15 protein-coding genes are annotated in these 22,594 nt (G+C 41.8%); 5 read left to right on the plus strand and 10 right to left on the minus strand.

Going from position 1 to position 22,594, the window contains the following annotated elements:
- Positions 1–221 precede the first annotated feature (221 nt).
- The 3 genes from H5232_RS06980 to H5232_RS06990 all read left to right on the plus strand — a co-directional run bounded on the left by H5232_RS06980 (position 222) and on the right by H5232_RS06990 (position 5,912).
- Entirely contained in the window at positions 222–1,595 is a 1,374-nt protein-coding gene (locus H5232_RS06980; RefSeq protein ID WP_182739455.1) for a Gfo/Idh/MocA family protein, read from the plus strand.
- Positions 1,596–1,691: 96 nt separating this feature from the next.
- On the plus strand, positions 1,692–4,514 hold the full coding sequence (locus H5232_RS06985) for a TonB-dependent receptor (RefSeq protein WP_182794335.1): 2,823 nt from the start codon (positions 1,692–1,694) through the stop codon (positions 4,512–4,514).
- Between the two features lie 105 nt (positions 4,515–4,619).
- Entirely contained in the window at positions 4,620–5,912 is a 1,293-nt protein-coding gene (locus H5232_RS06990; protein WP_182757889.1) for a DUF3472 domain-containing protein, read from the plus strand.
- Here H5232_RS06990 and H5232_RS06995 read toward each other — a convergent pair.
- From H5232_RS06995 to H5232_RS07025, 7 genes are all read right to left on the minus strand, one after another.
- Positions 5,909–6,631 (minus strand): response regulator, encoded by a 723-nt coding sequence (locus H5232_RS06995; RefSeq protein WP_149982231.1) that lies wholly within the window; start codon positions 6,629–6,631, stop codon positions 5,909–5,911. The genes H5232_RS06990 and H5232_RS06995 overlap by 4 nt on opposite strands.
- Positions 6,632–6,724: 93 nt before the next feature.
- Positions 6,725–8,347 carry a sensor histidine kinase gene (locus H5232_RS07000; RefSeq protein WP_182717509.1) on the minus strand — a complete coding sequence of 541 codons (1,623 nt, stop codon included), beginning with the start codon at positions 8,345–8,347 and terminating at the stop codon, positions 6,725–6,727.
- A gap of 12 nt (positions 8,348–8,359) precedes the next feature.
- Complete coding sequence (locus H5232_RS07005; protein WP_145240095.1) at positions 8,360–9,901, minus strand: tripartite tricarboxylate transporter permease; 1,542 nt, start codon at positions 9,899–9,901, stop codon at positions 8,360–8,362.
- A gap of 3 nt (positions 9,902–9,904) precedes the next feature.
- On the minus strand, positions 9,905–10,372 hold the full coding sequence (locus tag H5232_RS07010; protein ID WP_145240097.1) for a tripartite tricarboxylate transporter TctB family protein: 468 nt from the start codon (positions 10,370–10,372) through the stop codon (positions 9,905–9,907).
- Positions 10,373–10,383: 11 nt separating this feature from the next.
- Positions 10,384–11,367 (minus strand): tripartite tricarboxylate transporter substrate binding protein, encoded by a 984-nt coding sequence (locus H5232_RS07015; RefSeq protein WP_145240099.1) that lies wholly within the window; start codon positions 11,365–11,367, stop codon positions 10,384–10,386.
- Between the two features lie 12 nt (positions 11,368–11,379).
- Positions 11,380–12,621 (minus strand): OprO/OprP family phosphate-selective porin, encoded by a 1,242-nt coding sequence (locus H5232_RS07020; protein ID WP_145240101.1) that lies wholly within the window; start codon positions 12,619–12,621, stop codon positions 11,380–11,382.
- Positions 12,622–12,900: 279 nt separating this feature from the next.
- Complete coding sequence (locus H5232_RS07025; RefSeq protein ID WP_182717510.1) at positions 12,901–14,547, minus strand: methyl-accepting chemotaxis protein; 1,647 nt, start codon at positions 14,545–14,547, stop codon at positions 12,901–12,903.
- Positions 14,548–14,850: 303 nt separating this feature from the next.
- On the opposite strand from H5232_RS07025, the gene H5232_RS07030 reads away from it, so the two are divergent.
- Together H5232_RS07030 and H5232_RS07035 are read left to right on the plus strand one after the other, a co-directional pair.
- Positions 14,851–15,435 carry an ATP-binding protein gene (locus H5232_RS07030; RefSeq protein ID WP_182739459.1) on the plus strand — a complete coding sequence of 195 codons (585 nt, stop codon included), beginning with the start codon at positions 14,851–14,853 and terminating at the stop codon, positions 15,433–15,435.
- A gap of 88 nt (positions 15,436–15,523) precedes the next feature.
- Entirely contained in the window at positions 15,524–18,472 is a 2,949-nt protein-coding gene (locus H5232_RS07035) for a DUF3857 domain-containing transglutaminase family protein (protein ID WP_182830701.1), read from the plus strand.
- A 419-nt stretch (positions 18,473–18,891) separates the two neighbouring features.
- Here the strand turns inward: H5232_RS07035 and ylqF are convergent, their stop codons facing one another.
- From ylqF to H5232_RS07050, 3 genes are all read right to left on the minus strand, one after another.
- Complete coding sequence (gene ylqF / locus H5232_RS07040) at positions 18,892–19,845, minus strand: ribosome biogenesis GTPase YlqF (RefSeq protein ID WP_145240293.1); 954 nt, start codon at positions 19,843–19,845, stop codon at positions 18,892–18,894.
- Positions 19,846–20,042: 197 nt separating this feature from the next.
- Positions 20,043–21,086, minus strand: coding sequence for a virulence RhuM family protein (locus H5232_RS07045; RefSeq protein ID WP_182830702.1), 1,044 nt, complete (start codon positions 21,084–21,086; stop codon positions 20,043–20,045).
- A gap of 341 nt (positions 21,087–21,427) precedes the next feature.
- Entirely contained in the window at positions 21,428–22,495 is a 1,068-nt protein-coding gene (locus tag H5232_RS07050; protein ID WP_182830703.1) for a macro domain-containing protein, read from the minus strand.
- Between the last annotated feature and the right edge of the window lie 99 nt (positions 22,496–22,594).

Here is a 22,594-nt window from a genome sequence, read left to right on the forward strand (position 1 = left end):
CTTTCGTTTACTTTCAATTCAATTTTTTTACATTTATCTTTAAACATTAAAAAACGCAATTAAGCCACTGTAAATAAAGACTTTAAAATAAAAAATAAAAACAACACCCTTAAAAATGAAAGCAAACGAAAGATTTTTATCTTGCATTGACATTTTGTTGTGTGTACAAATAAAAGCCTGCGAAAACAAATTTACAAATAATAAACAATAAGGGCAATGTTATGGGCGATCTCAACCGTAGACGATTTTTACAATCAATGGCCGCAATTGCAGCAACCAGCGCGGCTTTGGGTTGTGCTTCTACCACCAATTCCAAATCAATATTAAGAACCGCACAACAAGGACGTTCAACCCTTGGCTTAACTGTGCCAAAAATGGACGTAGTAAGGGTTGGTTTTATTGGCGTGGGTGAACGTGGTGTTGGTGCTGTTAAGCATTTTTGTCATCTCGATGGCGTTGAAATTAAAGCAATTTGTGATACCCATCAGGCCGTTGTAGACAGGGCCGTGAAGATTGTTGTTGATAAAGGTTTAAAAAAACCAGACACCTATGGCAAAAACGATCACGATTACCGCCGTATGCTAGAACGCCAAGATATTGATATTGTTATCATTTCAACACCATGGCAGTGGCATACGCCGATGGCTGTCGATACCATGGAAAGCGGCAAGCATGCTTTTGTTGAAGTACCAGCAGCAGTGACTGTAGAAGAGGCATGGCAACTAGTAAACACCTCTGAGCGAACTCAGAAAAACTGCATGATGTTGGAAAATGTTTGCTACGGACGCGACGAATTAATGGTTCTTAATATGGTTCGCCAAGGCGTTTTTGGTGAATTGTTGCATGGTGAAGCAGCATATATCCATGAGCTACGCTGGCAAATGAAAGAAATTGACCATAAAACAGGTTCTTGGCGTACACCATGGCATGCAGCGGTTAATGGTAATTTATACCCAACTCATGGCTTAGGCCCTGTTTCACAATACATGAATATCAATCGTGGCGATCGTTTTGACTATATAAGCTCGATGAGCTCGCCATCATTAGGCCGTGCAGCCTACGCTAAAAAAGAATTCCCCACAGATCACAGCCGCAACAAACTTAACTATATTGCGGGTGATATGAATACCAGCATTATTAAAACGGTTAAAGGTCGCAGCATTATGGTGCAACACGATACCACCACCCCACGTCCTTATTCTCGTCATAACTTAATTCAAGGCACTAACGGTGTGTTTGCTGGCTTTCCAAATAGGATCGCACTTGAGCAAGGTGGCAGTAAAAGCTATCACGAGTGGGATTATGACATGGCTGATTGGTATAACAAATACGATCATCCGCTCTGGCAAAAAATGGGCGCTGAGGCTGAACGCAACGGCGGCCATGGTGGCATGGACTTCTTGATGTTTTGGCGGATTATTTTTTGCCTACGCAATGGCGAACCACTTGATCAAGATGTGTATGACGCAGCCGCATGGTCAGCTGTTTTCCCGCTATCTGTTGATTCTGTAGCCGATAGAAGTAACAGCAAAGACTTCCCAGATTTCACCCGTGGTCTTTGGCAGCAAGCAAAACCACTTGGCATTATTTCGTAATTAACCTCACGCGTGTTGGAGAAAAATACACTCAACACGCGTGGCAATAACTCAATAAAAAAACAACCATCAACAAGTAAAATACAGGTAACTATTATGAAAGCACAACTAAAACTGTCCACACTGTTTTTGTCTATGAGCGCCATCTTCAGTGGCACCTCGCTGGCAGCTGATGAAGACAAAAAAAAAGAAAAAGAAGTCGAAGTAATTGAAGTTAGAGGTGTTCGCTCGAGTATTAAAGAATCCCTGTATTTAAAACAACAAGCTGTGGGGGTTATGGATGCTATCGTTGCTGAAGATATCGGTAAGTTTCCCGACCAAAACATTGCCGAGGCATTGCAACGGATGACGGGGATTGCAATTACGCGTAACGGCGGCGAGGGCCAAAATGTTACCGTGCGAGGTTTAGGTGGTGACTACAACGTTACCACCGTTAATGGCCGACGCATGGCATCAGAGCATTCTAGCCGTAACTTTAATTTTGATTTAATCGCCCCCGAAATAGTCCAATCCCTCGAAGTATACAAATCCCCACAAAGTAAAACACAAGAAGGCGGCATTGGCTCAGTTATCAATATCAAAACCCGCAAACCTTTGGATTTAGATGGTTTCACTTTATCAGGCAGTGCCAAAGGCATTTATGAAGAACGTACTGGCGACACCAATCCACAAGCTTCGTTTTTAATTAGTGATACCTTTTTTGATAATACCTTTGGAGCGCTGTTTACAGCGGTATATTCTGAACGTACACAGCGTGAAGACTCTTATGAAGGTGAAGGTTTTTATGATCCAGACGAGAATGTTGATGTACGTATCCCAATCGATAGTAACGGTAACGGCAAGCTTGAAGATAATGAGCAATCATACCCATCGATTATTCCAGGCTACGTACGTTATTCAAATTGGCAGGATACGCGTGAGCGACTGGGTGCAAGCTTAGCGCTGCAATGGCGCCCGTCAGATAGTATAGATGTTAACTTTGACAGCATGTACTCACAATACGAAACCAATGGTGAGCAATATCAAATTTCATTTGTAACCTATGATGAATCTTGGACACCGGGGATCCCCGCTATCGGTGAAGTAAAGTTCAATGAAGATGGTAACGCTAATTATGTAGAACTAGTTGATGGCGCAATGGCTGAGCTGTTAAATGTGTCTGTGCCACGTAATACAGATACTTGGCAATGGGGTTTTAATACGGTTTGGTATGCCACAGAGAGCTTAACGGTTGATTTAGATATTTCACAGTCACAAGCTAAAAATGTCAGCAATGGTAACAATCGTTTTATTGTTGCACGTGGTTTTGTTGATGGTATCACTATCGACCAAACCGGTAGTAATATGCTGCCAGATGTGACCATGACCCCAGCACTGAGTGCAGAACAACCTTTTGGTGCGCATTACAGCTACAATTCAGGCACCGATGTGAAAGACCAAATAGAAGAGGTGCGCTTAGCAGCAACCTATATTCCCTCTTTTGAACTAGTGAAAGATATTCAATTTGGCGTTCATTACGGCAAACAAACCAAAGAACGCAGTGTTTATAAATCAAAAAATGCATCAATGTTCAGTAATGGTGGCGCTTATTTTAAAAACTCAGAATACGACAGTTTTGACGACTCAAGTGTTGAAGAGCTAGGCGGCTTAAACCTATTTCGTTTACCAGCAGATGTACTCGTGCCAGCTAACTTTGATAACTTCTTAGATGGTGAGCCTGGTAAACATCCGGATCCATGGGCAAGCTTTAATTACGACAAACTGTATGCTTTTTATGAATCAATTAATCCACAAGCGGCGCAAGATAAAATTGTCGCAAAGAACAGCCCAAAGGATTCATTCGCCCTTACTGAGCAGACCTTAGCGGCTTTTGTTGAAGCAAATCTACAAGGCGATATTGCTAAACTGCCTTTTGCACTAAACATGGGCGTCCGTGTAATACAAACCGATGTCACATCAGATGGTTACATCTTTGATGTTGATAATGTTCGTTACAATATAACCGAAAAAGATGGCGCATTAAGCTATCGCGTTGAGGGTGAAATTGAAGATTATTACACCCGCTCCACCACTGAAGAAAGCTACACCGACGTACTACCGAGCTTAAACTTTAAATTGCATCTACGTGATGACTTACTCTATCGTTTTAGTGCGGCTAAAGTAATCACACGGCCAAACTTAGATTATCTATCGCCTTATAGCTACTTAGATTTTAATAATGCCGAATACCATGCCTCAAACCCGGGTATTAAGCCACTAAGAGCCAATCAAATAGATACGACGATTGAATGGTATTTCTCTGACTATGGTGCACTAACCTTTGCAGCCTACTATAAAGACATCGAATCAGTGATTGCCCGCGGCCGAGTAGGCACTGCGCAAGTGGGTAATTATTTTAAAGATGGAGTGGCTGTAGAAGGCCCAGTTTTTACAAAAATCTCACCTACATCGGAAAAAGGCGCAACAATTTTAGGCTTTGAAACAGCTTATCAGCAGTCTTTTGACGAAATACTTCCAGCACCATTCGATGGCCTGGGTGTACAAATAAACTATACTTTCACAGACAGCAGCTATGACGACGAAGAGCTAAATGATCTGCCATTTGTGGGGATGTCTGAGCACTCGTATAACGCGGTTATTTATTATGAAAAAGGTGATTATCAAACCCGTATTGCTTATAACTGGCGCGACGACTACTTAGTCTATCCTGATGCATGGGGCGGACCAGAATGGGCGGCAGACTACGGCCAATACGATTTCAGTGCCAGTTACAATATCACTGAGAAAGTGCGAGTTGATTTAAGCGTAACCAACTTAACCAATGAAAGACAGTGGTCATACGTAAAAACAGAAGAACAAATTCGTCGCTTAGCGCGCTATGGTCGCTCGATTAGCCTTGGCTTTTCAGCATCATTTTAAGCTTATACCCACACCACCTCAAGATGCAGAATTCACATCTTAAGGAGGCTTGGGTATACTCTCTTATATTAGCGCCGTTTGTCGGCGCTTTTTATGGAGCTCACTATGAGAGTTTTACTATTTATTGGTTCATTATTATGGACTTCATTTTCGCCATTTGCAGTGGCAAACCAAACCACGGATTACTTTATTCCCAGTTATGGCAATAGTGCTACTAGCCATAGTATCGCAGCAAATAAAAAACTGATTAGTGATGTGGGGATCACGCACTGGCAAGACTCTACAATACCAGTTAATCACTACTTTTACCTGCCAACAAAAGCGGCTTTTAATTTAAAGTTGCGCGTAAAAGTTGCAGGCGATCGCAGCCAGCTTAAAGTCGACTTTAATCAACAGAGTCAGTTAATTACGCTCACTAATCAGCAATTTCAAGATATCGATCTTGGCGAGTTTCTGCCAGATCAAATCGGATACCAACAATTGCAACTTACCGGTATCGCTAAAACAGCTGACACCTTTGCTGATATTCAAGGTCTTATTGTCACGCTAGATAAAGAGTCGGCGGCGCCTTTATATGTAAAAGATGATATTTATTGGGGTCGTCGCGGGCCTTCCGTGCATTTAAACTATCCCATACCTGACAAGACTAAAAACTATCAATGGTTCTATTCAGAGCTGAGCGTACCACAAGGGTATGATCATCAAGGCTCGTATTTTATGGCCAATGGTTTTGCTGAGGGTTACTTTGGTATGCAAGTAAACTCTGACACTGAACGCCGAGTATTATTTTCAGTATGGAGTCCTTTTCAGACCGATGATCCAGCTGCTATTCCTGTGGAAATGCGTATTCAGCAATTAGCTAAAGGACATGATGTGTATACCGGTAAGTTTGGTAATGAAGGTTCTGGCGGGCAAAGCTATTTAGTATTCCCTTGGCAAGCAGAACAAACCTACCGCTTTTTATTGAAAGTAAATCCGACTGAAAACCTTGCTAATCATACCGACTACAGCGCATATTTTTATGACCCTATCGCCGCAAAGTGGCTGTTCATTGCTTCATTTAGACGCCCTAGTACAGATACATATGTGGCAAGGCCACACAGCTTCTTAGAAAACTTCATCCCTGATGCAGGGCAATTCGAGCGCAAAGCGTTATACAGTAATCAGTGGCTCAGAGATACTCAAGGCCAATGGCACTCTCTTGATAAAGCACAATTTACTTATGATGCAACGGCTGCCAAGCAATCGAGAATGGATTATCAAGGAGGCACTGAAAACGCAGGTTTTTACTTACGCAATACTGGCTTTTTTACAGGCCCTACTAAATTACACAGTGAATTTGAACGCCCAGTTGGTCAAGCGCCTGAGGTAGACTTAAGCGCTTTGCCAGATAACTAAGCCATTTTATAACAGCGCTCTGGCCGACCTATGCTGCCATAGCTTTGGTCGGCACTGACTTGCTCTGCCTCTAGTAAATATTCTAAGTAACGGCGTGCAGTTGAGCGACTTACTCCTACAAGATCGCCCATTTGCTGTGCTGTAAAAGGCGTTTTTTTGTGCTCTTTAAATGCATCAATAATCTTTTTTAAAGTAAGCTGATCAACCCCTTTCGGCAGTCTAACCGGTGCTTTACTTTGTTCGCTTGAGCCAAATAAAGTGTCGACCATAGATTGGGTCACCTCGTTAGCATCAGACAAACACTGCTGGCGTGACTCAAATCGCGCTAACGCCTGATCAAGTCGATTAAGCATCAAAGGTTTAACCAAAAAATCACAGGCCCCTAACTGCATTGCCTTTTCAAGAGTTTCGACTTCTTTGGCGGCAGTCAGTAGCATCACTTCGCTTTTAATTGAGCGCCGACGCAAGTCTGTTAATAACTCAAGGCCATTGCCATCTGGTAGATGGATATCAAGTAAGATCAAATCGGGCTCTATCGCCTGTAATAGCGCGGTAGCAGTACTTAAGTTTGCTGCAATACCAACTACCTGATACTGACCTTGACGCAAGCTTTGTCGCGCAGTTTGGTTCCCCGCAACCCCATTCGGTAAAAGCAGGTATTGAGCAAGAAGTTGTGCAACTTCGAGCTCATCTTCGATGATAACTACTGAATATGTCATTTTTTATTACTCATTTTAGCGTTGCAATGTTAGCCCATTTACTTTTATTATTGTTTGCTTGGCCACTGCTTATTAGCCTAAATTACCTTAGGGTTATTTAGGAATATAGACGCTTAATCGCGCGCCTTTTAAATCTGACTCACCAATTTCTAAACTACCACCACACGAATCTAAATTAGTTTTCACTAAATATAAACCAATGCCATGCTCTGCCCCTGCTTTTGAACTGTATTGTGGGGTAAATATCACTTCATGGTCGTTACCCAAGCCAAAACCACTGTCTTCGACATCAAACAATAATGTCTTACTCGTTTCATCAACCGTGACTCGTACATGAGGTTCTCGATCTTTACTGGCTCTGATCGCCGCATCAATGGCGTTATCAATTAAGTTGCCCAAGATTGATACTACTCGCTCTAACATTTCAGTACGTGCGATGGCACCAAGTAAACTTTCTGGGTTTAATTCCAATACTACGTTTAACTCGCGGGCTTTATGGTATTTACCCACCAGCAAACCGGCTAACACAGGATCTTGAATACGTTCTAATAAATGGTGGATCTGTGCTTGTGAACCTTGGCTTTCTTGGCCGATCAATTCGATTGCTTGCTCATTTTTACCCATTTGAATAAGCGCCCCAATTAGATTTAGCTTATTCGAATAATCATGGGTTTGCACCCTTAACAACTCGGCAAATGCTTGTACTTTAGTAAGTTGCTGGCTCAAGTATTCAAGCTCATCAGCTGGGCGCAGAGTGAGTAAAATACCATCCGCCTGCCCTTGCACTTGCAATGAAAAACGCGACAACACCAAACGTTTATCCGCAGCAAACAACTCAAAGCCAACCATTTTACGACGCTGATTTCGTAATAAAAACTCAGCATGCTCTGGCAGTAAATCTTTCAGAGTTAATGACTGATTAATACAGGCGACTGGTTTATCTAAAATTTCGCAAGCACGCTGAGTCAGTTTGCGTACTCGTCCGTCGGGATCAAGTGCAACAACACCGCTACGCATGGTATTTAAAATAGCGTCCTGCTCTGAAAACAACCTCGCTATTTCATCTGGTTGCAAACCAAAGATGGCATTTCTTACTCGCTGACCAATAAAGATAGCGGCAATAATACTCAAAGCAACTAACAACAAACCCCAAATCATAATTTCAACAATCCGCTCACGGATCAACGGCTCAACCGATTGCACTAAAAAACCGACCGAGACCAAACCAATAATATTTTGTTGCTCATCGTATACCGGCACTTTACCGCGAATAGATTCACCTAAGCTGCCCTGCGCCACTGAAATATAACGCTCGCCGTGTAACGCGTCTTGGCTATCACCGCCAACCATTTTTTTACCGAGTTTATTGCTATCTGGATGGACGATTCGATGCGCATTTTTATCACCAATAACAATAAAATCTGCGCCAGTTAGCTGGCGCAGATTTTCTATTTCTTGGTTGATTGCCACCAAGTTACTAGGGTTCTTTAAAGCTTTAACGACATCATCGCTTGATGCAATACTCGTCGCCACAGCGAGTGCTTTGTCACCAATGTGATCATGCAAACTTTGTGCGGTAATTCGATACACCAAACCGCCAAATAACACCGCTTGTAATACACACAGCCCTGTAACCCAAATTATTAACCGCGTTTCTAAACGCTTAGGCTTTTTAACTATGTTTTGCAGCGGATTTTGCGTCTTGGTGTAGCTCATTTTTTACCTCAATTATGCATGCTCTTGCTTCACTTTAAGCGCCGCTTTATCTGCCCGGCGTTGGGTTATAAAGTCTTTTAATGGAAATAACAACACTAATATTGAGATAATAAAAATGCTCAATGTTAGTGGGCGTTCCCATAAGAAGCTTAATGAACCATCCGAGATCATCATTGAACGACGGAAGTTACGCTCAATCATGTCGCCTAAAATAAAGCCTAATAGTAATGGTGCCATTGGGAAAGCCAGTAATCGTAATACCAACGCCACCACAGCAAAGCCAACCATCATAAATAAATCAAAGGTATTAAAGGAAACTAAATACACGCCAATTAAGCTGAAGAACAAAATCATTATCGTTAATACTGATTTTGGCATCGCTAATACTTTTGCAAAATATGGTATCAAAGGAAGATTTAAAATCAGCAATACGATGTTACCAAAGTACATGCTAACGATAACCGCCCAAAATACACTTGGGTTTTCTTGCATCAGCATTGGACCTGGCTGAATACCGTAAGCAATTAAGGCACCTAACATAATGGCAGTCGTACCCGAGCCTGGAATACCTAATGTAAGTAATGGTACAAATGAACCGGTACACGCAGCATTGTTCGCTGACTCCGGTGCTGCCAAGCCTCGTAATGAACCTTTACCAAACTTTTCTTTTAAGCCTTTAGGCGCTAAGTTACGTTCCGTCGCATACGCCATAAAGCTAGCGATAGTGGCACCTGCACCCGGCAATACGCCAACAATAAAACCAAGTATAGACGAGCGGCCAATAACTGGCGCAATGTCTTTGATCTCTTCTTTGGTCAATTTAGTTGAACCGATTTGCGGTGTGTCTGAATCATTAATACTTTTAGTTTCTTTTTTCTCTGGACGCACTACATTAATAAGCGCCTCAGCCAGTGCAAAAGTAGCCATTGCCACTAATAAAAAGCTAATGCCATCAAGTAAGTCAGCTTGGCCTAACGTAAAACGCTCAGTACCAGATGATGGATCAATCCCCACAGTCGCGAGCATTAAGCCAAATACTGTCATCATCATGGCTTTTAAAAATTGCCCTTTATTAGAAAACGCCGCGATCGCTGTTAAACCTAAAAACATCAGTACAACGTAATCTGGAGATTGAAAACTCAGCGATACTTTTGCCAACAAGGGGGCTGCAACCATCAATAAAATTGCGCCTATGGTTCCGCCGATAAAGGAGGAGTAAGCGGCTATCGCCAATGCTTTGCCAGCATGACCTTGTTTAGCCAGCGGATAGCCATCAAAGGAGGACGCAACTGTACCCGCCACCCCTGGGGCATTAATTAAAATAGATGATGTTGAACCGCCAAAAATTGCACCGTAATACACCCCCGCCATCAGAATCATCCCTGAATCGGCACCTATGCTATAAGTAATTGGGATCATTAACGCAATAGCAGTAATTGGCCCAAGCCCCGGAAGCATGCCGATAAAGGTACCAACAAAACAACCCACTATGACATACAATAAATTGTTCCAGTCTAGTACGGTCGACAAGCCCAGCATAATTCCATCAAACATAACTTAACTCCACAGGTTGCCAGGAACCAAATAAATACCGAGCACTTGGGTCATTAAAAACCAAAACACTACAGCAACAGGGATAGAGGCCAATAAGAGAATAGCCTTGCGGCGCTCACCCATAACAAAAAAGCCAACTAATAAAAACGCACTGGTTGAGATTAAAAAGCCAATAGGCTCAAGCGCTGCGCTATATATCACCATCAATATAAGCAACCCGATTGTTCGCAATACATGTGACTTTTCGAGCGCATTATCTTCATCAACGGCTGCAGTTGGTTTAAGTAAAGTAGCCCCGATAGAAAGCAGACAAACGATAATACCAAATGCCGCATATACTTTAGGTAAGGTGGCAGAAGTAACCGTTTCATACTCTTCAAATGGGAGTAACGGAATTTGCCATGCAACAATGGCGTAGAGGGTAAATAGCGCCAAGAATAAACTTGGCCCTAGTAGTTCGCGATTCAACATAAAAGCCTCGATTAACGTGACGTACGAATAAAGCCGAGTTCTTCCATAACAACTTTAAGCTGTGCTTCTTGCTGTTCAAGTGACTTTATAAATTGATCTTTTTCTTGGAATAGGTTTAACCAACCGTTACGTGCACGGACTACTTCCCACTCTGGAGTGGTTTGTAATTTACGTAACTTCTCGGTGTATTCTGCAAGTTTATCAGCCGGTAAATTAGGTGCCGCGAAGAAACCACGCCAATTAACAAACTCCATATCATAACCAAGTGATTTTAAGGTTGGAATTTGTGGATAATCTGGTAGTGCCTCACCAGAGGTCACAGCTAGAATGCGCGCTTGACCGCCATTAGCGACTTCTAACGCTTCGCTAAGTCCGGTAGAAAGTAAGTTAACCTCGCCAGATAACAACCCTGCTTTGGCTTTACCACCCGCGTCATAAGGGATATAACGCAAACGACGTCCGTCAAGGCCTGCCGCTTTAACTGCTTGCGCTGCAACTAAGTGATCCATGCTGCCACGTGCAGAGCCACCAGCTACTTTTACAGAGCCTGAATCTTCTTTCATTGCTGCGATCACATCCTGCCAGGTTTTAAATGGCGAATCGTTACGTACTACAAATGCACCGTAGTCGGCAATCATACTGGCAACGGGAGTTAAATCACGGTAGCTGTAAGGAATTTTACCGGTTAGTGCCCGCAACACGATAGGTGTTGAGTTAACCATTAAGATATCGCCTTTTTTAGTACCAGACTCAATCAGATAAGCGATTGCACGGCCACCGCCGCCGCCCGACATATTTTGAAAAGACGCATTATCTTCAATACCCGCTTTCACTAAACCTTCACCCACACCGCGTGCTGTGGTATCCCAGCCGCCACCAGGGCCGCCCGGTACTAAAAAGTGAATGTCAGCCATAGCAAACGGACTGCTTAGTACTAACGATGCCGCAAGTACCGTAGTTTTAAATGATTTAAATGATTTTTTAAGTAAGTTCATCTCAATTTACTCCTAAAATAAATACTGCATGCGCGCACTAAAGCCCATACCTGAGTCTTCATCACCCACTAACGCAGTTGCGCCTGGGCCCTCTACATCGCTGTAGATCAAGTTGCCCATAAATTTGATATCGCTGCTGATATAATAGGATGTGCCTAGGGTATAAGTAGTTACTTCAGTACCTTGCGTGCTACTTGTTGCATCCATTTGTGATACTCGGGCGACAAGCTCCCACGCATCTTTAATGCCTTTAGGTTGTACAAATAATGCTGAACCGGCTTTGTACCTGCGTTGCTCCCCACCTAAGAAGTAGCTCGCTGATACATGAAAACCATCATAACGCTCGCCATCAAGCGGGTCGGCGCCATTAACAGCATCGAGTGTGCGGCTTGCGTATTCAGCCTCTAGCGTTAATGCATCAGCTTGATACGCAAACTCAAGACCACTTTGCGACAAACTATCCAATGCCACGGCATTACCACCCACCGCATAATCAACAAGACGTACATTGGCTTCACGTATTTCGCCACGGGCAAAGCGCGCACCTAACTCGTTACCACCCATATCACGGTATGAATGCCACGCACCTAAATGAATCACATCGCCTGGGGCTGCGCTTGACCAAGTAACACGTCCCGTTGCAGCGAGTGTTAGTTGATCATCTTCGTCATGACCCGTAGCACCAAAGGCATCATTTTTATAAACACCAACGGCATAACGAAAACCACTGTCTTTAAAGTATTGAGACGCTGACGCTCCCCAACGGAAGAACGGCGAAAAAGTATTGGCTAGCGTACTACGCTCTATAGTATTGGTATGCTTAGAGCTCGTTAAGCCATTTAAGGTGATGTCTTCACGGATTTTACCCGCTTTAATTTTTAGACCATTATCGAAATTATAACGAACTCGCGCCATCACGATTTCTGCTGTGCCTTCGGCAAACTCAAGCAGTAACTTGTGATCCCAGTTACCATGCTCACTTTCAACATAAGTACGGATACGACGCGCAAAAAAATCACCGCCCGCATCACCGTCATTATTCGCGTTATATGCACCATCAAAATAGTTGTAATCAAGTTGCACTCGACCACCAAATTCCAAATTAAAGCCGCTAGACTTCTTCAGCGCAGCGACTTCTTTTTGTAGTTCGTCTAGTTGCTGCTGTAATTTTTCAGTGTCATTGGCAGCGAATGCTGAGGTACTTGCTAGTGCTGCTGCAATGGCTAAAGCCAATTGTGTGTTACTTGCTTTCATTGGTTGTTCTCTCCACACCTGTTGATGATTTTGTTGTCGTTAGATGAGCGACTACACACTGCTATCTGTCTTCGAGCATAGTGTTAACGTCAGATTAACGAAATGTTTAGAATTTAAGCTGCATTGATCTGCTTAAAATGCATTTAGCGCATAAAAATCACGCACAATATGCACAAAACTACAGTTTAATAACTCGTTGATAGTAATTGATTATTTATTGAGGTTTAGCTAAAAGAGGCATCTTAAGGGGTGATAAATAATTCACCCCCTTGATAATACTTATACTTTAAAGTTGCTTACTAGGTTGTCTAACTGTTGACACTGCTGTGCCAATGCTTGGCATGCACGCTCAGCCTGATCCACTTTGTCTAGCATATTGCCACTTGATGTCGCAATACGTTGCACATTGATATTCACATCTTCACTCACTTGGCTTTGCTGCGTGGCAGCGGTGGCAATTTGCATGTTCATATCGTTAATAATGGTAACTGCGTCATTAATACGCTGCACCGATTGCGCGGCACCGCGAGAGTGCTCAATCGTTTGTTGACCGCTTTTGGTACTGGCTTGCATTGCACCAACCGCTTGATTGGTACCTTGTTGGAGCTTTTCAATCATAGCGTTGATCTCTCCGGTACTATCTTGCGTGCGACTCGCTAATGAACGCACCTCGTCAGCAACGACCGCAAAGCCTCGCCCCTGCTCACCCGCGCGCGCGGCTTCAATGGCCGCATTTAACGCTAACAAGTTTGTTTGATCAGCAATACCACGGATAACATCAAGCACAGTGGCGATATTCATTACATCTTGCTCTAAGGTGTTTATTACGTCGCTCGATGCCGAAATGTCGGTCACCAGTTGATTAATTAACGAAATGGTTTCTTCAATTGTGGCTTTTGCTACATTGGCATCATTATTAGCAGTACTTGTGGCACTGGCCGCATCATTAGCGTTTTGGCTTACGTTATCACTGGTCGTGCTCATTTCATTTACCGCAGCTGCCACTTGCTCACTTTCTATTTGCTGATTACTGGCTTCACTTAATACACTTGCAGTAATAATGCGCAAACTTTCAGTTTCATTGCGCACCTGTTCAGCCGAGCCGACAACCGCCAATACTGTGTTATGAATTTTACTGATAAAGGTATTAAACGAACGCGCAAGCGCACCCATTTCATCGTTTGACTCACTGTTTAACCGTTGCGTGAGATCGCCTTGGCCACTAGCTATGTTTTCTAATGCTAACTGCATTTTCTTTAACGGCGCCAAAATAACGGTAGACAGCAGCCAAGTTGCAGCTATTGATAAAACAAAGCTCAATACAATACCAAACTGCAAAGCAAAGCTAGCAGACTCTTGATTAGCGGTTACTTCAATTAAAGAATTTGTAAGTTTGGCATCTATTTCATCACGCATGCTAGTAACATTTTTGCGAATACGCGCCAACACTGCTTCCATATCTTGTTTATGCTCAGCTAAGTAACTAGCCGCAAGCTGGTGATCACTAAAAAGTGCTTGGTAGTAACGAGACCAAATAGCGACATCGGCTTTGATATTCGTAACCCGCTGTGCATTGATCGCATCAATGTAGCCAGACTTCACCAGCTTTAATGGGCTAGAAAGGCGCGCGTCGATACGGACTATATTATCTCGGTACTCTGCAAGCTGTACTATATAGTTTTGTTTGTCGCCTTGTCCTAGCACCATGCTCAAACCTGCCGTTTTCACCTGAAAGAGATCACGATAGCCGTCTTCAAGATCGTCCAGCACCGTTCGCACCTCTAAACTTATAAAACTGTTAAGTCGAGCTTGCTCTTTAAACGTATACAACACGTAACCCGACAACACCGAAAAAATAACTAAGGCGACGACGACAGGAATAGCAAATTTAACTCGAAAGCTAAGGTTATTTATAAATTGGCTCATTTTTATCACTTATCAGTTTGCGGGCAATGGGAGGATGTGTTTAAAAGAAAAATAGCGCTATGTACCTGAAAAAACAAATAAACTAAATGAACAAAAAGAATTAAAAAAACTAATAGCCACGACCATTCCAAGTATATTTATTAAGCCCTATAAGCCACACTCCCACTTTTAATTTTATTTTCCCAAAGCTGGGAAACTGCTTCTAACAATAAAAAAGCAAACCAAGTAATTTCAATCACTTATAGTTTGGCATGTTATTCGCTTTAGGCTATTCAATTGCCTTAACAACAAATCACCAATGCCATGGATATAGATAGCACTTTAAAACGCAGCACCAAACCGAGTCAGCGTAAAAAACTCATATTTGGTACCTTACTTATTAGCATAGCGCTTATTATTTGGCTGATTTACTCATGGCTAGCACCTACCGCATTGGCGGCTAATCAACTGCAAATAGCCACCGTAACTCAAGCTGATTTTGTAATAAAAATACGTGGCTTTGGCCGTTTAAAATCAAAGTATCAGCGTTATTTAACCAATACCGATAGCGCCATGGTCGAAGCTCAGCACTTCAATGTAGATTTAGGCCAGTTAGAACAAGCACTGATCAACCTAATTAAAAATGCCTTTGAAGCCGGAGGTAGAAGCGCACCTACTCTTAGCTGGCAACAACATAAAGATAAAGTTGTTATTAAGCTGCTCGATAGCCGCACTGGTATTACAAATCCTGAAAACCTATTTGTGCCTTTTTATTCAACAAAAGCGCAAGGCGCAGGGATCGGTTTAGTGATCAGCCGCGAACTCATTCGTAATCAAGGTGGTCAGTTACAATTATTAGCCAATCCTGAAGGTCAAGGTACTCGTGTATTAGTTACCTTACCAAGATAATGCCCTGTATTTTATTGGCTTATAAGCCATAGCTTGGTAATCTAACAACAATAGGGACACTTAAAACCAGCCAAAAAGAAGAACAATAATGAAATGGACTCAATTAACGAGCCTCACACTCAGTGTGTGTTTTTTAGTTATAAGTTTTTATAGCACCAGCCAAGAATACCAAATCCAAGCTGCAGATGATTGGGTGAAACAACAGCCACTGATTAAAACGGAAATCCCAGTCAACCAAATCGTCGATGGTACTTATTACCGATTACTTGATACCCAAATAAAAGTATCTGCTCAACATCCTCAGCAGCGCTTCACGCGTACTGTGATGCAGGCGGTGAACCAAACTGGCATCGATTACATTAGCCAACTTAATTTAGACTTTGATCCCAGTTATCAAACCCTCACACTCAATAGTCTTGGCCTTATCCGAGATGGGCAATACATAAATAAACTCGCTAGCGCACAATTTAAGGTCTTACAACGAGAAACCGAATTAGCCAATGGAATTTACAACGGCAGCCTAAGTTTAAATATTATTGTTGATGATATGCGCATTAACGACCAGCTCGATTACAGCTTTACGATTACTGGCCGCAACCCTATTTACCAACATTTTAGCGCGTCTCGCACATTAAACTGGTCGGTACCGGTGGCGCAACAATTTATGCGTGTGTTATGGCAAAAACCCACACCACTTTATATCAATACAATTAACGGCGAGGTTGACATAAAAGACACCCCGCTCGCTGTTGGTCATGACTATCAAATCAGCTTACACAATCAAGCAACAATCACATCTTCAAGCCAAACACCATATTGGTATAACCCGTATAAACAGGTTTTTTTCTCTGAATTAAAATCATGGCAGGAAGTTGCTAACTGGGCAGCCCCTTTATATCAATCCGCAATAGAAGTAACAGATCCTGTAACACTCATTGCCGATGAAATAGCCATGCATAATCCACAAGCCTCCGATCGTATCGCCGCTGCATTAAAATTCAGTCAAGACGAGGTTCGTTATTTAGGCTTGGAGATGGGTACTAACTCCCACCAACCAACGTCGGCATCTGAAACTCTGGCACTTCGTTATGGTGATTGTAAAGACAAAACCGTACTGCTAATTTCATTACTTAAAGCAATGGGGATCAAAGCCTATCCTGCATTAGTGAACACTGACGAAGGTAAACGGTTAATTGAACTACCAGCCTCAGAACAAATATTTGATCATGTCATTGTCACGCTTGAGCATGCAGGTCAACGTTATTGGCTAGATCCAACAATAAACTATCAAACCGGAACTTTAGCGCATTTAGCACAACCAAATTATGGTTATGCATTGATTGTTAAACCTTTTGAGCAACAGCTTACAAAAATGAGTCCCCCTGTCGATGGTATTACAATTAAAACGCATGATAACTACACCATAGCTCTTAAACCTGAACAGCCAACAACATTTCAAACTAGTTACATATATAGCCAGTTTGATGCTGTAAATAGACGCAGTTCATTAGCCCGCAATGGACTCGATAAAATAGCGAAAGATTACCTAGAATATTACCAAGGCTATTTTCAAGGCATAACCATTGATAAGCCGATGACGGTAACTGAGAATACAAATAACGGCGAGCTGTTAAGTGACGAGTTTTACCTTATTAATGATTTTTGGCAACCTGACGACGAAGGACTCAGAGCTGACTTTTATGCCTCAGAGATACAAAATAGCGTTTACGAACCCGATCAAATTAATCGCACAACGCCGCTGTATTTTAAGTACCCAAATAATATTGAAACAACGATTAAAATAAAATTTGAAGAACCAAATTGGCACTTTGATAATAAGCAAAGTGAAATTGATAATGCGTTCTTTAATTTCAAAAAGAATATCCACTTTACGGACAATATATTAACACTCGATTTTTCATTTAGCGCCAAACAAGATCATATTCCAGCTGATCAGATTAAACTGTACCTGAGCGAACGAGACAAGCTAATCGACAATGCGCAGTTTGGCATTGTTAAATATGTAACTGCAGATACCACTAGCAGTTTTGATTTAAACGATAATTGGATCATTGTAGTATTACTTGCTTACCTGCTCGCACTGATATTTTTTATTGTGGCATGGCGTATCGAGTCAGCAAAGCGCCCAACATTTAGTGATGCGCAGTTTTACCCAGTTACTAATGCAAAGTTTATTCTTTATAGTATTTTTACTTTAGGACTTTTTATTAACTACTGGAGTTATCGCAACTGGAAAGCAATTAAAATACAGCAAAATAGTCATATCATGCCGATTGCTCGCGGGATTTTCGCGATATTTTTTTATTACTCTTTATATTTAGAGCTAGTTGCACACAGCCAAACGCAGCACAATAAAAATAAAATCATGCCAAACGTCTTGGCAATTATTGCGTGGTTACTGGTTATTTTGGCAAGTCTCATGACCCGTATTGACGAAGCAACTACTATAGCTATTTGTATCCTGCCATTTTTATGGCTGCCATTAGTTAATTACATTCAACACCTAAACCAATCATCTGACGCACTTGCATACAATTCTAAATGGCGAGTAAGAAATATAGTTATCGCCATAATCTGGGTACCTATTTTATTTTTAAGCTTACTGGAAGAAGTCTATTTATTACCGAGTACCGCTATCGTAAAAGGCGATAAATTGTGGTCATTTCAAATGCAATTCTTAAAACGCCATCAATTAGTACCTATTGATGAAGATGTTTTATATTTTTACAGCGATGCGTGGGTAGATTTTCGTAACGACGGCAATGGTATAAGCGACAACTACATTTTTAGCTATTGGCAAAATGAACAAGGCCAACTTGAATCAAACTTAAAACACTTTAAGGATGTTACTAGCGTCGAAGTCACTTATGGCAGAACACAACTTGATAATACAGTGATTAAAGTTATCGACAAACAAGGCGAGCACTTTTTACTTATAGTTAATAGCGAAGGAAGCAAAGATAAAGAATTGGTAGAACAAATAAATAACCGCATTGCAAGTAATAAGACGCCATAAGCATTAGCAATGCAAAATAATCTAATATCAGCAAGAAGTCGGGCTGTGTAATATTAATGCCAACAAAGTGCTTTATTTGTTGTTTTTATCAGCAAATAAAATAAATGAGAATTATTTGCAAATGGGTGTTGACAGATCATAAGATCTAACTGATAATCAATATCAACAAGACGCAAAGCACAACGACTTGTACGGAATAAACTGATTTGTTTCTCGACCCTGAAACACGTGTGGCGCACGTAAACAGCTAAGGTTACCTGTTACTAACCGCAACGCCCCTTGATGTTGGTGACAGGTAACCGCCCTACTATTTTACTTGCTACATTGCTCATATCGGTGACGGTAGATATGAAACTAAAAAAGCCCTTACGGGCTTTTTTTATGTCTGTAATTTAGTGAGCTAACCAGTGGAAAAACAATTACCGGCGGTTTTTACGTGCTCGTGCTCGACGTTGTTTTTTCTCTTCTTCTTTAGCGGCTTTTTTAGCCTCAGCCGCAGCACGAAGCCCTGCAACCATCACTTCTTCTTCTTCACGCATAGCTGGAGTTTCCATAGTGATACGACCAATTATGCCATCGCGTAATTCATTAATTAGAATTTCTGACATTTTATAAGTATCAATTTGGTTACCACCACGAATACAACCACGCTTTTTACCCGCCATTTCAACAAATTCCCAATCATTTTCAGGTAATTCATCAATTTTATAACGCGCTTTTAAAAGTTCAGGATACGCCCGCAATAGATATTCAGCGGTGTAACTAGCGACTTCTTCATATTCAAGTGCGGTATCACGTATCGCACCTGTAGCACCTAAACGGTAGCCTGAGTTTTCATTTTCAACTTTTGGCCACAACATACCCGGTGTGTCGTAAAGCATGATGCCGTCTTCTAGCTTAATACGTTGCTGCGCTTTAGTAACCGCCGGTTCGTTGCCTGTTTTCGCAACAATACGACCCGCTAACACATTAATTAACGTAGATTTACCCACGTTAGGAATACCCATGATCATGGCTTTAATTTGCTTATCAGCACCGACTTTGTGTGGTACTAATTTTTTACACAGTTCATTAATACGATGAACTTCAGCCGCTTTATCATTACCAAACGCAATCGCTTTTACGCCATTTTCTTGCTCAAAGTAATCCTTCCACGTTTGCGTCATTTTAGGATCGGCTAAATCAGCTTTATTCAAAATTTTGATGACCGGCTTACCTTCACGCAACGTCGCCACCATTGGGTTTTCACTACTGTAAGGAATGCGCGCATCAAGCACTTCAATGATCACATCCATTTGTGGCATTATTTCTTTAATTTCATTACGGGCTTTATTCATATGCCCAGGGAACCACTGTATTCCTGCTCTACTCATTTGATTTTTAAACCTTTTAATTCAACCCATAACACCATGCTTTACTTAATTAAGTGCTATGCGGGGTACTGGGTGAATAATTTCGATTTATCACCTCAACTAATGGTTTCTAGTTTACTACAAAACACTAATTTAGTTCTTTATAAAAGAGCCATCTTATAGAGTAATCACTCAGTATGTTTTTACCGCTAGTATATTTATTTAGTCTTTGCGCTTTTTTTTGCTATTGCTTTGAGAGCGGCAATGTTGGCATGCGCACCCTCAGCCTCTTTTAAACGACGACGCTGCTCTGCAAACTTATCAAACTCCAATTTAGCTTTATCATCTGCTGTTTTTTTAGAGGTTTTTCCAGCACCTTTTAATACATCCCGTTCGTTAAAATTTAAAAACTGATCAAGCTTCTCAGCCCAGTTTTGTAAAAATACCTCCTTGCGGCGCAAAGCTTGATCTTCAGCAAAATCAAGCCACATAGTCACGATGCGATTAAGCTCTTTGATTTCACCTTCACGCAGGTAATTTTTGGCAATGATAACGTCGGTCTTTCGCACTTCATCACCTTTAAAGCTGGTTAGGCCCATATCCGGTTTACTGGCATCCACACGACTGGCGATAAGCTCAGCGGCGGTCATATGCGTGCAGGCATAGTGAAGTTTGTTCTGGATGGTTTGAAAGAAGCGATTAGTCTCTTGGTTGGATGGTTCATAGTCGGCAGCCATTGTGAAGATCTCCTTCACTCGCAGATATACTCGTCGTTCGCTGGCTCGGATATCGCGTATACGTTCCAGCATTTCATCAAAGTAATCTGGCACCGCAGAATGGTGAACAGGCGGATTTTTTAGACGCTCATCATCCATGGCAAACCCTTTGATAAGGTATTCTTTAAGGATTCCTGTCGCCCATTGGCGAAATTGTGTACCACGTTGCGAACGAACCCTATAGCCAACAGCCAAAATTGCATCGAGATTATAGTAGTCAATCTCACGAGATACTTGGCGAGTTCCCTCCAATCGAACTATCCGGAATTTCCGGATGGTTGCTTTTTGTACAAGCTCTCCTTCGTTGTAAATATTGATCAGGTGCTCATTAATAGTTCTTACATCTTTATCATAAAGATCAGCCATTACGGCTTGGGAAAGCCACAATGTATCTGACTCAAAACGACACTCAACACGAGTTTGACCATCCGCGCTAGTGAAGAGCACAAACTCCCCTTGCGGGGCTTGAGGGGTATTGTCTGTCATTCAATTAACCTTTTTGTATATGATCCACAGTGCTAAAGTTGGACACGACACTAAGCAATACTCTTTAGTTAAAATAATGCTGGGCCGAGATGAGATAGCTATTCGCACTATGCCCTCTTGCTTTGTTGTAATCAACGTCGATGTATTCGAACACCACTCAGCACATTATTTTACGGTCCACAATTAGCTCGCTATGAACGATAAGGCCTTTTGATTGTAGTGGCAAAAATTAGTTGACCACTACATTTTCCGAATTTTCTGAAGGGTGTTAATCTGATATTCAAAGCCCTGCCAAAAGTAAGACATAAAAGGGAAGCATCAAGCTTCCCTTTAGATTAGTTTTAAGCTGTTTGTGCTTTTAAATTTAGCCAGTCTTCTTGTTTTAGCTTGTTCCAGGCAGCAAGAATATGGGCCGGCTTCATTTGCGACTTTCTTGCATTCCAGCGATGTACTGTACTAATAAGTACATCGTCAGTAATGTTATTACCTTCTAGCTCATTCGTTGCAACCCAATGCACCGTTGAAAGCAGCTCCATACCGTTTTGCGACTCAAAGCCTTCTATTAGTCTGGCTACTTTATCAAATCGTTGTTTTGCCTCTGGGCACGCTTGTAAATAATTCAGTGCTTCGATAGCCGCATCGTCTTTAAGCTCTATTGGCGTATCTGGCTTATTTATGCCATCTGCATAGCCGGTAATAAAGTGGCCTTCCATTTTATCTAATACATGGCGAAGTACATCAGCATAAGGGCCATAATGATGTTTTTGAAATACCACTTTGTTTAAAGGCTCACCCGCCGCAGTTAAAAAATAAACCAGTTTTTGCACTTCAAGTAGTGATAAACGATAACCAAACCCTGTAGATACATAACGCTCAATCAAACCCAGTACAGCGGCTCTACCCAAGGTCATATCAGGTCTTTTAGTTTTATTAGGCATAGCCTGAACACTTGGTGCATTTTGTGGGGGGTATACACGCCATTCAACGTCTGGTAGCTCACTTAAAGAGCTCTGTATTAGTGAATCTACATCATGCCAATCTAAGCCACCCAAGCCGCTGCCTAATGCAGGTAATGCGACTGAATTAAGCCCTAAGCGTTTTACTTCAGCTTTTAAACTGTTCAGCCCTTGCTCTATATATTCAAGCTTAGAGCAACCTTTCCAGTGTGCTTTAGTAGGAAAGTTAATAATGCAAAATGGTGCATTAATAGAGTTAAGCTCAACAGTTAACACTTCACCTGTTACTAGCTCTTTATTGTCACAAGCTTTTTTATATACCTTAAAATTATTAGGGAAGGCCTTTTTAAATTGTAAAGCAAGCCCTTTGCCCATTACACCCACAGTATTAACTGTGTTGATAATAGCATCAGCTTGATCATGCAAAATATTGCCTGTTTGATAAGTAATCATCTTAACCTCAGTAGTACCGCTGTGGCCTAACTACGACCTCAGGTTTATGCTGCACAGCTCATTCATTTCGTTGCATTGTGATTAACTAATCCAAGCTCT

It is taken from the genome of Pseudoalteromonas sp. SG41-5, assembly GCF_014164495.1.
Lineage (GTDB): Bacteria > Pseudomonadota > Gammaproteobacteria > Enterobacterales > Alteromonadaceae > Pseudoalteromonas > Pseudoalteromonas rhizosphaerae.

Coding starts and splice junctions, on each gene's coding strand:
- H5232_RS07010 (WP_145240097.1), bottom strand. CDS start 10,372: ATGTTGAATCGCGAACTACTAGGGCCAAGTTTATTCTTGGCGCTATTT.
- H5232_RS06980 (WP_182739455.1), top strand. CDS start 222: ATGGGCGATCTCAACCGTAGACGATTTTTACAATCAATGGCCGCAATT.
- H5232_RS06985 (WP_182794335.1), top strand. CDS start 1,692: ATGAAAGCACAACTAAAACTGTCCACACTGTTTTTGTCTATGAGCGCC.
- H5232_RS07045 (WP_182830702.1), bottom strand. CDS start 21,086: ATGACAGACAATACCCCTCAAGCCCCGCAAGGGGAGTTTGTGCTCTTC.
- ylqF (WP_145240293.1), bottom strand. CDS start 19,845: ATGAGTAGAGCAGGAATACAGTGGTTCCCTGGGCATATGAATAAAGCC.
- H5232_RS07015 (WP_145240099.1), bottom strand. CDS start 11,367: ATGAACTTACTTAAAAAATCATTTAAATCATTTAAAACTACGGTACTT.
- H5232_RS07005 (WP_145240095.1), bottom strand. CDS start 9,901: ATGTTTGATGGAATTATGCTGGGCTTGTCGACCGTACTAGACTGGAAC.
- H5232_RS06990 (WP_182757889.1), top strand. CDS start 4,620: ATGAGAGTTTTACTATTTATTGGTTCATTATTATGGACTTCATTTTCG.
- H5232_RS07030 (WP_182739459.1), top strand. CDS start 14,851: ATGGATATAGATAGCACTTTAAAACGCAGCACCAAACCGAGTCAGCGT.
- H5232_RS07000 (WP_182717509.1), bottom strand. CDS start 8,347: ATGAGCTACACCAAGACGCAAAATCCGCTGCAAAACATAGTTAAAAAG.
- H5232_RS07020 (WP_145240101.1), bottom strand. CDS start 12,621: ATGAAAGCAAGTAACACACAATTGGCTTTAGCCATTGCAGCAGCACTA.
- H5232_RS07025 (WP_182717510.1), bottom strand. CDS start 14,547: ATGAGCCAATTTATAAATAACCTTAGCTTTCGAGTTAAATTTGCTATT.
- H5232_RS06995 (WP_149982231.1), bottom strand. CDS start 6,631: ATGACATATTCAGTAGTTATCATCGAAGATGAGCTCGAAGTTGCACAA.
- H5232_RS07035 (WP_182830701.1), top strand. CDS start 15,524: ATGAAATGGACTCAATTAACGAGCCTCACACTCAGTGTGTGTTTTTTA.
- H5232_RS07050 (WP_182830703.1), bottom strand. CDS start 22,495: ATGATTACTTATCAAACAGGCAATATTTTGCATGATCAAGCTGATGCT.